Source organism: Mycolicibacterium sarraceniae (genome assembly GCF_010731875.1).
Taxonomy (GTDB): Bacteria; Actinomycetota; Actinomycetes; order Mycobacteriales; family Mycobacteriaceae; genus Mycobacterium; species Mycobacterium sarraceniae.
The window spans coordinates 2,908,627-2,922,738 of record NZ_AP022595.1 but is presented as its reverse complement, the minus strand read 5'-3'; the positions used below and the strand labels follow the sequence as shown (position 1 = coordinate 2,922,738).

General features: G+C 66.1%; 5 protein-coding genes and 2 pseudogenes. 4 read left to right on the top strand and 3 right to left on the bottom strand.

Features of this window, described 5'->3' with window-relative positions:
- Nucleotides 1–8: 8 nt before the first annotated feature.
- Together istB and istA are read right to left on the bottom strand one after the other, a co-directional pair.
- Nucleotides 9–801, bottom strand: a pseudogene (gene istB, locus G6N13_RS24330) (IS21-like element helper ATPase IstB).
- Between the two features lie 50 nt (nucleotides 802–851).
- Nucleotides 852–2,384, bottom strand: a pseudogene (gene istA, locus G6N13_RS24325) (IS21 family transposase).
- Nucleotides 2,385–2,886: 502 nt separating this feature from the next.
- On the opposite strand from istA, the gene G6N13_RS14475 reads away from it, so the two are divergent.
- Nucleotides 2,887–3,951, top strand: a complete 1,065-nt coding sequence (locus tag G6N13_RS14475) for a hypothetical protein (protein ID WP_163698043.1) — start codon at nucleotides 2,887–2,889, stop codon at nucleotides 3,949–3,951.
- 15 nt (nucleotides 3,952–3,966) lie between these two features.
- On the opposite strand, the gene G6N13_RS14470 is transcribed toward G6N13_RS14475, so the two are convergent.
- A complete protein-coding gene (locus tag G6N13_RS14470) occupies nucleotides 3,967–5,721 on the bottom strand; it encodes an AMP-binding protein (protein WP_163702123.1) in 1,755 nt (584 codons plus the stop codon).
- 262 nt (nucleotides 5,722–5,983) lie between these two features.
- On the opposite strand from G6N13_RS14470, the gene pks2 reads away from it, so the two are divergent.
- From pks2 to G6N13_RS14455, 3 genes are read left to right on the top strand one after another with little or no spacing between them, the layout of a single operon-like run.
- Nucleotides 5,984–12,322 carry a sulfolipid-1 biosynthesis phthioceranic/hydroxyphthioceranic acid synthase gene (gene pks2, locus G6N13_RS14465; RefSeq protein ID WP_163698041.1) on the top strand — a complete coding sequence of 2,113 codons (6,339 nt, stop codon included), beginning with the start codon at nucleotides 5,984–5,986 and terminating at the stop codon, nucleotides 12,320–12,322.
- 23 nt (nucleotides 12,323–12,345) lie between these two features.
- Nucleotides 12,346–12,996, top strand: a complete 651-nt coding sequence (locus G6N13_RS14460; protein ID WP_179964989.1) for a methyltransferase family protein — start codon at nucleotides 12,346–12,348, stop codon at nucleotides 12,994–12,996.
- Between the two features lie 28 nt (nucleotides 12,997–13,024).
- The gene (locus tag G6N13_RS14455; RefSeq protein WP_163698037.1) at nucleotides 13,025–13,963 is read left to right on the top strand and encodes a metal-dependent hydrolase; all 939 of its coding nucleotides are present in this window, start codon (nucleotides 13,025–13,027) and stop codon (nucleotides 13,961–13,963) included.
- The last annotated feature ends 149 nt before the right edge of the window (nucleotides 13,964–14,112 follow it).

Below are 14,112 nucleotides of genomic sequence, written 5' to 3'. Positions count from 1 at the left end.
TTTCGATCCTAATCCCGCTGACCTGCGACGACGCTAAAGTTAACGGCATTGGTCTTGGTGCCGGGTCGTTTCCGGGGTCGGTAGGACGGGCCGTCCATGAGGACTTGGTGGCTGGTGTTGATGAGTCGGTCGAGCAGCGATTCGGCCACGACCGGGTTCGGGAAACAGCGGGTACCAGTCCTTCGGGGCCCGGTTGCTGGTCAGGATCAGGGGCTTGGCGGCGATGGCGCGGTCGGAGACAAGGTCGTAGAGGTCGTCGCTTTGGGTGGGGGTGTGCTCACGCATCGCGAAGTCATCGACGATCAGGACCAGGGGGGCGGGTGTATTCGCGCATGCGTTGTCCGATGGTGCGGTCGGCGTGGCCGCCGGCGAGGTCGGCGAGCATGCGGGAGCATTTGACGAAGCGGATGTCGCCGCCGCGGAGTGCGACTTGATGCCCGAGTGCCTGTGCCACATGGGTTTCCCGACTCCGACGGGTCCGTAGAGAATCACTGATTCACCGGCCTCGAGCCAGCGCAACGCGGCCAGGTCGCGCAGCATCGCAGCGGGCAGTTTCGGGCTGACGGTGAAGTCGAAGTCCTCGAAGGTGTTGGGCTGTTCGAAGCGGGCGCGGCGGACCCGTCGGGCCAGGGCGGCGGTCTCCCGGCGGGCGATTTCGTCTTCGCAGAGTACTTGGAGGAATTCCAGGTGTCCGAGTTTCCCGTCGCGGGTTTGAGCCAGGCGGGCATCGAGGGTGTCGAGCATGCCGGTCAGTTTGAGGGTCTTCAGTGCGGCCCGCAGGCTGGGATCGTGAATGGTCATGACTATGTCCTTGGAGTTGAAGTGGTTGCAGTGGAGGTGTTTTCGTGCGCTCAGGCAGTGAGGTCGGTGTCGAACGCGTCAGGTCCTCGCAGCATCGCCGGTGGTGGCGGGACGACGGCGGGCGAGGCATGGTCTGCTTCGGTGCCGGCGACCAGGATGCCTTTGACGGTGCGATAGCCGGGGTCCCCGACCTGCAGTGCTCGAGTGCAGGCCGCGTCCAGTCGGCGATCGCCGTACTTCTCGCGCAGGCGGATGATCCCCTGGATGGCGCGGAGCCGGTGGATGGCGTTGACCGTGGACAATTCGGCGACGACCGCGACGGCGCCGGGCCCGATCTGCTCGGCCTGGGTGCGGCACCACGTCACGGTGCGCAGGGTGTGGGCGATCTTGTGGGGCGGGTAGTGCTCGACATTGGTCGAGCGGCCCGCCAGATGCAGCACGTGAGTCGCGACCACGGTCCCGCTGTGGAAGATCTGCACGACGTCACCGGCGGTGCGGGCGGTGACCTGCTGGCCGATCAGCCGCCACGGCACCGAGTACAGCGCCTTGCCGGACTTGACGTGGCAATCCGCGGCGACCCGCCCGATCGAGTAGATAACCGACTCAAACACTCTGGGCGGCAACGCCATCAGCGCATCGCGTTCGATCGCTGCGAACACCGACGCCGGGGTCTGCCCATCCAGACCGCGGTGCTTGTGGACCCGTATACCTGCGTGGACCACCTGATCGCCTCGGCCTGCATCTGGGCCAGCGAGGTGAACTCGCGGCGGCGAAGAACGAGTCCCGAATGTAGGGCATCGGCCGCTCGATGCGAGGTTTGTCCTTCGGCTTGCGGGCTCGCGCCGGATCGATCAGGGTGCCGTAGTGCGCGGCGAGCTCGCCGTAGGCCGGATTGATCAGCGGATCGTAGAGGTCGGGTCGCTCGACTCCGGTCTTGAGGTTGTCGCACACCAGCCGCGCCGGCACGCCGCCGAAGAACTCGAACGCCGCGACATGCGAGGCATTCCAGGATGTTTGATCCATCCGCAACACCGGTTGGACGAACAACGCCCGTGAACACGACAGGATCATCGCGAATACCCACACCGCGACGCGGCGCCCGATTGCGGGTCCCACCACATCCCGAGCTTGCCGTAGTCGATCTGCGCTTCACTGCCGGGTTCGACCGCACCGCGGGGTACCGTGACTTTGCCTTCGAGTCGCTCCTCGGCGAAAGCGGTTGCCACGTAACGACGTACCGTCGATTCGGACACATCCACATGATGGTCGTCGCGGAGGCGCTGCGCGATGGTCGCCACTGTCACCGGAACCTTCAGCTGCTCGGCGATCCACTGGTGATGCACGGCGATCTGGGGCCATGTCAGTGCCCGCGCCACCGGATCGATGAGCTCGGGAAACCAACGCCCGATGCGTGCCCGCCATAGCTGCTCGTCAAACTCCTCCGGGCACGGTGCCAGACCCTCGGCCAGCGCCGGGGCCAGATACTTGCGGATGGTCTTGCGGTCGATGCCCAGCGCCTCATTGATCTGCACCTGGGATCGGCCGGCATTCCAGTGCCGGAACATCTCCACGAAATCAGTCACGTCCCACGATCTCCTCGCCACTCAAGGCCCCTTCCAGGACCCCTGGCGGGGCACCTGAACGGAGCGAACCTGAACAGCGCCCCAACCCCCACCGGACACGCCCCACGGGGTGGGGAATTACGTGACCGAGGGTGAGGAATTACGTGACGGACAACCCCTCAGACCTGGGGAATTACGTGACCGCTGACACTCATTCGCCCAAGTCGACGACACCGCTCCGAGCACATCAGCGAGCCTCGGTAAGGCCACACCTGACCGGGCCAGCACCACCCGTCCCGTTTCGGCGCAGGCCGGGCCGGTTCCAGACAGTCAGACCACTGAGGGCGCCACACCCGACGACACCGTCGCCGCGGCAAGCCCTGCTACCAAGGCCGCGCGATCAGCCAGACCTGCGACCGCGTCGACCACTGCCCTTAGCGCGGCAGCCCGCCCCGCGACCGCTGCGGCCGCGACGGTAAGCGCAGCGGATGTCACTACGTCAGACCTCGGTGTCCTCTCCCCGTTGCAGCAGCTGACGTGCGCCATCCTCGCATCTGTACTTAACGCCGCCGGCCCCACCCTGCTGAATCTCTTCGTCACGCCGCAGCAAATCAGCCTCGAGGAGATCATCCTCGCACTCGCCACCAATTCGTGGAAGGGACGAGCACTCTGGGGCAACGGTGCGGACGGCACCGCCGACGGTAAGCCGGGCGGCTGGTTCATCGGCAACGGCGGCAACGGCGGCAACGGCTATTCCCAGCCCGATGGCTCCGGCCAGAACGGCGGCAGCGGCGGCGCCTCGGGATTGGTCGGTAATGGCGGTACGGGCGGGGCGGGTGGATCTAGCGCCACGCTGCCGGGCACCGGGGGCAATGGTGGGGCGGCGCAATTGTTCGGCACCGGTGGTGCCGGCGGAAGCGGCGGACTGTTCAGCGGTAACGGCGGAACCGGCGGGGCCGGCGGGACGGGTCTGATCGGCGGCGCCGGCGGCGCGGGCGGCTATGTGCTCAGCCTCGGATTCGGCTACTTCACTGCCAGCGGGCAGTATCACGCCGGCACGGTCACCGGCGGGACCGGTGGAGCTGGCGGCACCGGAATCGGCCTCACGGGCATCGGCGGAATCGGCGGCGCGGGCGGAGTCGCCATCCTCTGGGGCCTCGACCAGACGAACTACTACTTATCGGTGATCACGCAATTCACCGGTATTACCAACGATGCCGCCACCGCCGTCGGCGGCTCCGGCGGCTCCGGCGGCACCGGCACTGTTGGCGGCCTTGGCGGCGCCGGCGGCGACGCCTATAACTTCCTGCCCGCCGGGTCAGTGCCCGAGGGTGTGGCCATCGGTGGACACGGCGGAGCTGGCGGCGACTCCACGGATACGAACCCACTGGAGATGGGCATCGTCGGCGGCGCTGGCGGCAACGGTTATGCGGTCGAGCTGTTCAACGCTTCGGGCGGTGCCGGTGGCACCGGCGGATCGGGCTTGTTAGGGCTTCCGGGCGCACCCGGCCTCCCCGGCCTTGGGCTGCTCTTGCCCGATGTCTCCGCCGCGGGTAGCTGCATCATCGGCGTCTGCCTCTCGGCCTAACGCCGAGAATCAACCCTAGGCGTCCAACCGGGCGAACGCCTTCCGCTGGTAGAGGTCTCCACACGAGGACCTTCTGACCTTGCCGCTGGTGGTAATGGGAATCGAACCCGGCGACACCAGCACGAGGTCGGCCACCGCAAGCCCATGTGAGTTAGAGATCGCCGCGGTGACTTCACCTTTAAGAGTCGCGAGCTGCTGCTTCACGTCCTCGGCCTCGCCGCGGGTCCTGACCTCCAGGATGACGGCCAACTGCTCGACTCCATCGTCGGCGATCGCGATCGCCGCGGACCGGCCGCCGGTGATCTCCGAAATCGTCGCCTCAATGTCGTCCGGTGCATGGTTACGCCCGTAGACGATCAGGAGATCCTTCAGCCGGCCGACCATGAACAGCTCGCCCTCAGAGATAAAGCCGAGGTCGCCGGTCTTGAGCCAAGGCCCTTCCGGGGTACCGGCCGACGGTTCGACGATCCGGCCGCCGAACGTACGCTCGGTCTCCTCCGGCTTCTGCCAGTAGCCCGCACTGACGTTGTCACCATGTGCCCAGATTTCGCCGGTCGTCCCGTCCGGGCACTCAACGCCCGTTTCCGGGTCGACGACACGCAGTGTCGGTGATTGCGGGGTGATCGGGCCGCCGTAACTGATCAGCGGCGTTCCGCCGTCCCCGTCGACGCGCTGGGCGCGGCCCTCCGAGAGCGCCTCGGAGTCGAATTTGACGACCTTCGTCAGCTGGCCCGGCCGGGGCGTCGCGAGGTACAGCGTCGCTTCGGCGAGACCGTAGGACGGCTGGATCACCGTGGGCCGCAGATTGAACCGTGCAAACCTGTCGGTGAACCGCTTGATCGTCACGGGCTGGACCCGCTCGGCACCGCTCTGGATGGTGAGCACACCACTGAGATCGAGTCCGGCCATGTCATCGTCCGAGGTCTTCTTGGCCGCCACGTCGAAGGCGAAGTTGGGTGCCGACGTGAACACCCGGGGGTAGCTGGCTGCCAGCTGCATCCAGCGGGCCGGCCGCTGCAGGAAGGACACCGGGCTGGTCAGCACCGCGCTGGTGCCCAGCACGACCGGCGAGCAAACTCCCATGATCAAGCCCAGGTCGTGGAAGAACGGTAGCCAGGAGACGAACGTCAGGTCCGGCGGAGCGACGCCGCCGAAGTCGATCAAGAAGTCCGAGGTGATCTGCTGAAGGTTGGTCAGCAGGTTGGTGTAGGACATCATCACGCCCGCCGGCGAGCGAGTCGATCCTGAGGTGTACTGCAAGTATGCGGTGTCGTGGCTGTCCGACCCCTCGTAATCCGCCGAACTTGCCCGGACCGGCGCATCCAGATCAAGTCGATCGACCTCGATGATCGCCGGTGCGGCCTGGCCGGGCTGCGGGGAGATGCTGCGCGCGACCTCGGCGACCACCGACGACGTCGTGAGCACGGCGGTGGGCAACGCATCGCGCAGCACCGATTCGACACGCTCGTCGGCCACGCCACCCATCGGTACCGACAGCGGCACCGGGATCACCCGAGCCTGCAGCGCACCCAGGAAACCGAAGATATAGTCCAGCCCTTGCGGGGCGATCAGCATCACGCGGTCCCCGGGTGAGGCGACCGCACTGAGCTCGCGTGCCACGTTGAGCACTCGCCGATGCAATTGCGGCCACGTCAGGCTGAGCGGCACTCCAGCCCAGTCCTGGTCGTAATCAATGAACGTGTACGCCGTGTCATCCGGCTGCAGACTGGCGCGCTCGCGCAGCAGAGCGGGAAGGGACGTCTCAACCACCTGTGTCACATGTGGCAAAGTACCGTAGCCCCCCGAACTACATCCTCGAAGTGGGCCAGATCGACGTCCCAGCGATCGAATCCCAGTGACTGCGCGCCAGGGGCCACACCAAAATCCTTCCGAGCGAGACCAAATCCCAGCACTCGCCCCGATGTCGCTACGGTGGCTGCTAAATTGATGCAGACGAAGGCATCCCACGTGGTTGAGGGATGGCCAGGGCGTGCACGAAGCGACGGGTATGTCGTGGCTGTGAGGAGTCTGGATGGTGTCATTCGGTGCGATCGATGATCGGGCAGATCGCTCAGGTTCAGTCGATCCGTCGATCCCTATGAACGCCCGCACAACCGTCCCGGTCGCCGTCATCGGCATGGCATGTCGGCTTCCCGGCGGTATCACTTCGCCGGAGCAGCTCTGGGATGCGCTGGTCCGCGGTGATGACCTGGTCACCGAAGTGCCGCGGGACCGCTGGGACAACGACGAGTACTACGACCCCGACGCTGGCGTGCCCGGCCGGACGACGTCCAAATGGGGTGCGTTCATCGATGACGTCACCGGGTTCGATCCGGAGTTCTTCGGCCTGAGCGAACGCGAGGCGGCCGCACTCGATCCTCAGCATCGGTTGTTGCTGGAGACCTCGTGGGAGGCGATGGAGCATGCCGGTCTCCCCCCGGAGGCAGTCCAGGACTCGCTGACCGGTGTGTTCACCGGGTTGACGCACTACGACTACCAGATGGTGTCCACCGACTCAGACGCGATGGAGGGCCCGTACGGCTTCTCAGGCAACACCTTCAGCATGGCGTCCGGGCGGATCGCCTACACGCTGGGACTGCATGGCCCCGCGATGGCCGTCGATACCGCGTGCTCGTCAGGTCTGCTCGCAGTGCACATGGCGTGCCGCAGCCTCAACGAAGGTGAGAGCGATCTCGCGCTGGCCGGGGGTGCCTACGTCATGCTGGATCCGCGCAAGTATGTCGCGGGCACCGCGGCCGGCCACCTCTCCCCGACCGGACGCTGCCAGGCATTCGACGTCGCCGCCGACGGTTACGTCAGCGGCGAGGCATGCGTGATGGTCTTGCTCAAGCGCCTGCCCGACGCAGTGCGCGACGGCGACCGCATCCTGGCGGTCGTGCGCGGTACCGCCGCCAACCAGGACGGCCACACCGTCAACATCTCGACACCGTCGGTGAGCGCACAGACAGCGGTCTATCGCGCAGCGCTAGCCGCCGCTGGCGTCGATGCCGGAAGTGTCGGCATGATAGAGGCACACGGCCCCGGCACCCCGGTGGGTGATCCCATCGAATACACCAGCCTCAGCGAGGTTTACGGCGTCGACGGCCCGTGCGCGCTCGGGTCGGTGAAGACGAACTTCGGCCATGCACAGTCCGCGTCCGGCGCCCTCGGGTTCATCAAGACGGTTCTCGCGCTGCAGCACCGCGCGATTCCGCGGAATCTCCATTTCACCCGCCTGCCCGATCAGATGGCCCGCATCTCCACGAATCTCTTTGTGCCACAAGAGACCACCGAATGGCCCACGGATGCCACGGCACCGTGCCGAGCAGCCGTCTCCTCATATGGGGTGTCCGGAACCAACGTCCACGCAATCCTGGAGCAGGCACCCCAAACCGCAGGCACCGTCGGAAGACCAGCCCCGACTGCCGGAACATCACTGTTGTTCCCGCTGTCCTCCACCTCGGCCGAGGAATTGCGCCGCAGTGCCGGCCGGCTGGCCGACTGGGTGCAGTCGCACGAAGACGTCGAATTACCCGATCTTGCCTACACTCTGGCCCGCCGGCGGGCGCATCGACCGGTCCGCACCGCCGTATCGGCGAGCGACCGGTCCGGACTCGCGGCAGCGCTCCGGGAGGTTGCCGATGGCGATGCGTTCTACCAGGGGGCCGTCGGGCGCGATGACCGCGGCCCGGTGTGGGTGTTCTCCGGGCAGGGTTCGCAATGGGCCCAGATGGGTGCCGAACTGCTGGCAACCGAACCGGTTTTCGCCGCCAAGATCGCCGAACTCGAGCCGCTGATCGCCCACGAGTCCGGCTTCTCGGTGACCGAGGCGATGTCGGCACCCGATGTAGTGACCGGAATCGACCGGGTCCAGCCGACCATCTTCGCCATGCAGGTCGCGTTGGCGGCGGCGATGGCAGCCCACGGGGCGCGACCCGGCGCAGTGATCGGGCATTCGATGGGTGAGACAGCAGCCGCGGTCGTCGCCGGCGCGCTGACCCTCGAAGACGGCGTGCGCGTCATCTGCCGCCGGTCCCGGCTGATGGCGGGCATCGCGGGCTCGGGCGCCATGGGATCGGTCGAATTGCCGGCCAAACAAGTACTTTCGGAGCTGACGATGCGCGGCATCAAAGACGTCGTGGTGGCCGTCGTCGCTTCGCCGCAGTCCACGGTGATCGGTGGTGCCACCGAGACCGTCCAGGAATTGATCGCAGCCTGGGAAGAGCGCGACGTGATGGCCCGCCAGGTCGCCGTCGACGTCGCGTCACATTCGCCTCAGGTCGACCCGATCCTCACTGAGCTCGCCGACGTCCTCGCGGACCTCAAACCCATGACTCCGACGGTCCCGTTCTACTCGGCGACCGGGTTCGATCCGCGCGAAGAACCGTTGTGCGACAACAAGTATTGGGTTCGCAATCTGCGCAACACGGTGCGCTTCGCCGCCGCTGTGCGGGCCGCTCTCGAAGACGGTTTCCGAGTCTTCGCCGAATTGGCGCCGCATCCACTGCTGACCCACGCCGTGGAGCAGAACGCCGACAACCTGGACGTGCCGCTGGCTGCGTTGGCAGCGATCCGCCGCGGCCAGGAACTCCCCAGCGGTCTGTCCGGCCTGTTGGCCGACCTGCACAGCGCGGGCGCCGCGATCGACTTCGCCGTGCCCTATCCGCAAGGGCGACTGGTGGATGCGCCGCTGCCCACCTGGACCCACCAGCGACTGTGGTTGGAGCACAGCGGCACCGAATCCCCGGCACACGGATACACCGTCGCGGTACATCCGCTGCTCGGTCCGCACGTGCGCTTGCAAGAGGAGCCAGAGCGCCACGTGTGGCAGGCCGAGGTCGGCACCGCCGCGCAGCCCTGGCTGGCCGAGCACACGGTTCGCAACGTGCCGGTGCTGCCCGGCGCGGCCTACTGCGAGATGGCATTGGCCGCCGCTCGGACAGTGCTGGGCGAGACAGCCGAGGTCCGCGACATCCAATTTGAACAGGCCCTGCTGCTCGACGAGCACACCACCGTCGGTGCCTCGGCATCGTTGTCGTCCCCTGGCGTTGTCGAGTTCATCGTGGAATCCGACGAGGGTGGCCGACAAACACGGCAGGCCAGCGCGGTCCTGCACGCCGCCGATGGTGAGCAGCCCGCCGCGTACGACATCGCGACATTGCTTGCGGCCCATCCGGATCGCATCGACGGCGCCGACGTGCGCAAGGGTCTCGATGAGCGCGGCATCCAGTACGGTGCGGCATTCGCCGGCCTCGGAGCCATTCATACCGGCGACGATGCCCGCACGGTGCTGGCCGAGGTCGCGCTGCCCCGCCAGATTCGCACGCAGGAAGGTTCCTACGGCGTACACCCGGCACTGCTGGACGCCTGCTTCCAGGCCGTCGCGGGCAGCCCGCAGATCCAGGCGCTCAGCGAGGGTGCTCTGGGGTTGCCGCTGGGCGCCGCGCGGGTGCGCTCCTACGGGTCCGCCCGCACCGCCCACTACTGCTACGCCCGCGTCACCGGAGTCGACGCATCCGGGCTCGTCGCCGACCTCGACGTACTCGACCAGCACGGTGCCGTCCTGCTGAGCGTGCATGGGTTGCGCTGCGGCACCGGGGAATCCGAGGAGGCTCAGCAGGAGCGGGTCCTGAACGAGCGACTGCTGACCGTCGAGTGGCAGCAGCGGGAGCTGCCGGAGGCACCCCACGCCGACCCGGGAACGTGGCTGCTGGTCAGCACCACGGGCACCGCCGACCTGCTCGGCAGCGCGTTGACCGACACGCTGAAAAGTCAGGGCGCGCAATGCAGCACGATGTGCTGGCCGCCGAACGCCGATCACTCGTCCACCGGAGAACAACTTGCCGAGCAGCTGCGATCCAATCAAATCACCGGCGCGGTGATCCTCACCGGACCCAAGACCGGCAATGCTGAGGACCAGTCGCCACTGCTTGGTCGCGAGTACGTGCAGCACCTGACCCGCATCGCCCGCGAGTTGGCTCGGACGTCCGGACACCTGCCGCACCTGTATGTGGTGACTCGCGGCGCCCAGACCGTGCAGGCCAGCGACGTGGCCAACCTGGAGCAAGGCGGACTACGGGGCCTGGTCCGGGTGATCGCCGCCGAAAATCCGCATCTGCGCACCGCCCAGATCGATGTTGATGACAACACCGACGCCGAGCAACTGGCCCGGCACCTGCTCTGTGAGTCCGAGGAGGACGAGACCGCCTGGCGGGACGGCACGTGGTACACCGCTCGCATGCGTCCCGGCCCGCTGCGGGCCGACGAACGCCACACCGCGCTCACCGACAACGGCTTCGAGAAGATGCGACTGCAGATCCGCACCCCCGGCGACCTGCAGACCCTGGAACTGGTGTCCTGCGAACGGGTTTCACCCGGACCGGGACAGATCGAGGTCGCCGTCAACGTGTCCAGCATCAACTTCGCCGACGTGCTCGTCGCGATGGGGCTGTTCCCGGCCATCGACGGCGGCCTGCCCCAGCTGGGAATGGACTTCGCCGGGGTGGTCACCGCGGTCGGCCCCGATGTCACCAGCCACCGCATCGGTGACCGCGTCGGCGGGTTCTCCGCCAACGGCTGCTGGGGCACGTTCGTCAGCTGTGACGCCCGATTGGCCGTCTCCTTGCCGGACGTCCTGACTGACCACCACGCGGTCGCGACGGCTACGGCGACGGCAACCGCGTGGTACGGCCTACATGATCAGGCTGGTATCGCCGCTGGCGACCGGGTGCTGATTCATTCCGCGACCGGTGGCGTAGGCCAGGCTGCGATCGGAGTCGCGCGCGCCGTTGGTGCCGAGATCTTCGCGACCGCGGGTAGCGAAGAGCGCCGACAAATGCTGCGCGACATGGGAATCAAGCATGTCTACGACTCGCGCAGCACCGACTTCGCCGAGCAGATAAGGCATGACACCGATGGCTACGGCGTCGATATCGTGCTCAACTCCCTGACTGGCGCCGCCCAACGGGCGGGGTTCGAGCTGCTGGCCATCGGTGGACGGTTCGTCGAAATCGGGAAGCGCGACGTGTACGGCAATACCCGGCTCGGGATGTTCCCGTTCCGGCGGAACCTCACGTTCTATTACCTCGACCTGGCGTTGATGTCGCTCAGCCACCCCCAACAGGTCGGCGAGCTGCTGCGCACGGTATATCAGCGAGTGGCAGATGGTGATTTGCCGCCCGCGCGGCACACCGAATACCCGTTGGCCGACGCCGCCACCGCGATTCGGGTGATGAGTGCAGCCCAACACACCGGCAAGCTGCTGCTCGAGGTCCCGCGTACCGGCACCAGCAGGGTGGTGGTGCCGCCCGAGCAGGCCAAGTCATTCCGCCGCGACGGCGCCTATCTGGTGACCGGCGGTCTGGGCGGCCTTGGCTTGTTCCTCGCTGAGAAGATGGCCAGCGCCGGCGCCGGGCGCATTGTGCTGACCTCCCGGTCGCAGCCGACGCTCAAGGCGCTGGAGACGATCGAACTGATCCGCGCGATGGGCGCTGAGGTCGTGGTGCACTGCGGCGACATCGCTGATCCGGTCACCGCGCAGAAGATGGTGGAGGCCGCGACCGTCACCGGCCTGTCGGTACGTGGTGTGCTGCACGCCGCAGCAGTTGTCGAGGATGCCACGCTGGCCAACGTCACCGATGAGCTTATCGAGCGCGACTGGGCGCCAAAGGTTCAGGGTGCGTGGAATCTGCACGGCGCGACCGCCGATCAGCCGCTGGACTGGTTCTGCTCGTTCTCCTCGGCAGCCACATTGGTGGGGTCACCTGGGCAGGGTGCCTACGCCGCCGCCAACAGTTGGCTGGATGCCTTCACCCACTGGCGGCGGGCCCAGGGCTTGCCCGCTACCGCGATCGCCTGGGGCGCGTGGGGCCAGATCGGGCGCGCGACGGACTTCACCGAGAATGCCGGTGCCGCCATCGCTCCCGACGAAGGCGCGTACGCGCTCGACGTGCTGCTGCGGTACGACCGCGGGTACACCGGGTATGCACCGATTATCGGCACGCCGTGGCTGACGGCCTTCGCCCAGCGCAGTCCATTCGCTGAGGCGTTCAACGCCGTCGGGGAAAGCGCAACGGGCACAAGCAGACTGCGCGCCGAGCTCAGTGAGCTGCCGCGGGAAGAGTGGCCCACCCGACTGCGGCGGCTGATCTCCGATCAGGTGGGTCTGATCCTGCGCCGCAGCGTCGACCCCGACCGGCCGCTGTCCGAGTACGGCGTCGACTCACTCGGCGCGTTGGAGCTGCGGACCCGCATCGACGCTGAAACCGGAGTGCGCCTGACATCCAGCGACCTCGCCGTCGGCACAGTCCGCGGGCTATCCGAGCTGCTGTGCGAGAAGTTGGCACCTTCCAACAGCGAAATGTCGGCGTAGTGCGAGCGATACCAGCTGTAGTGATGACTGGGCTTTTCCAGGTTGTCGCTATCGGCATCCTGCTGTTTGCGCCGGCGGGCACGTTCCACTATTGGCAAGCCTGGGTATTTCTGTCGGTGTTCACTGTGTCGGCGGTGCTCCCCAGCGTCTACCTACAGCTCACCAATCCCGATGTCCTGGAACGCCGGATGCGCAGCGGACCGGTCGCCGAGGGCCGATCGGTGCAGAGATTCGTAATGGCCGTCTTATACCTGTCGCTTGCGGCGATGTGCGTGGTCAGCGCTCTTGACCACCGCTTCGGCTGGTCAGCGGTGCCCACGGCAGTCAGCTGGATCGGCGCCGCCCTGTGCGCCGTTGGCCTTGGCGTGATGGTGATGGTGGCCGTTCAGAACCGGTACGCGTCGACAACAGTTCAGGTGCAGTCAGATCAGCAAGTCGTGTCGCACGGACTCTATGGGCTTGTGCGGCACCCGATGTACACCGGGAACACGATCATGCTTGTCGGCCTGCCGTTGGCGCTCGGATCCTACTGGGCGCTCATTTTCATCGTGTCGGGTCTGTCTGTTCTCGCCTGGCGTATCCGTGACGAGGAGACAATGCTCAGGGAAGAATTGGCGGGCTATAACGAGTACACCCGGAAGGTTCGCTATCGCCTCGTTCCGAGCGTGTGGTAGCCAGGTCCAGAAAGGGAGACACCATCCAATGACGGATCTACACGTGCGGAAGCTGCGATTCGGGTTCGCCGACTACGAGGTTCCGTTCTTGTGGAATGCAGCCGATCCGACCTTCTCCTGCGCGTCCAATGCGTTGTCCTTCTTTTTCCTCGCCATCGAGAAGATGATTGGTGCTGCCGTACACGAGGCGATGCCGCTCATCAAGGACCCAGATGTCGCCGAGGAAGCGCTGGCATTCGTGCGCCAAGAGGGCCAGCACAGTATGGCGCACCGGCAGCACGCCAAGGGCCTGATAAAAACCCACCCGGAACTCAAAGAGACCCTCGACGAGATGGTCGGGGCGTATGACCATCTCACTGCGACCGCGCCGTTGAAGTATCGGTTGGCCTACATCGCCGATTTGGAAGCAACATTCACGCCAACGTTCAAGATGATGCTCGACAATGCCGACAGCTTGTTCGCGCCAGGTGATGACCGCGTCGCGTCGCTGTTTCTCTGGCATTTCGTCGAGGAGATGGAGCATCGGAGTTCGGCACTCATCATCTACAACGACATTGTCGGCAACCCGTGGTATCGCCTGCGGATAGCGCCCTCCGTGTTCAACCACGCCGGGTCGGTGATCATGGCCACCGCCGACAGTTTCAACAAGAATGTCCCGCTCGAGGATCGAAAGGTCGATGCCCGGTCGATGTTCGGCGCAGGCGGGACCAACGCAAAGCTCATACAAAAGATTCCGTTTGTGCGCAAGCCACCGCCAACGGACGCCTCCGACCACGGGCCGTTCGGAACGATCTACCCGTCCGTCCCACATTGGGACAAACTGGCGGCCGCGTACGGCGTTGCGCGCAGCCAGGTTCCGGGTCACAACCCCGCCAATCTGAAACTGCCGGTCCTCGCCACCGAGTGGCTTGCGCGCTACGACTCCGGATACGACGTCACCCGGTGGTACACCGCGGGTCGCTCTTGAGTTTGCCGCATCGGCCTGAAGATGTTTTTCCGTAGATATCTGTCCTAGAACTACGTACCGACGTGCCGATCGCGAGCAACGAGAGTCTCATTTCGCTTGAACTGCAGTAATTTCAGCGACCGGCAGTCCAACCTGCGGAGCACACGTCT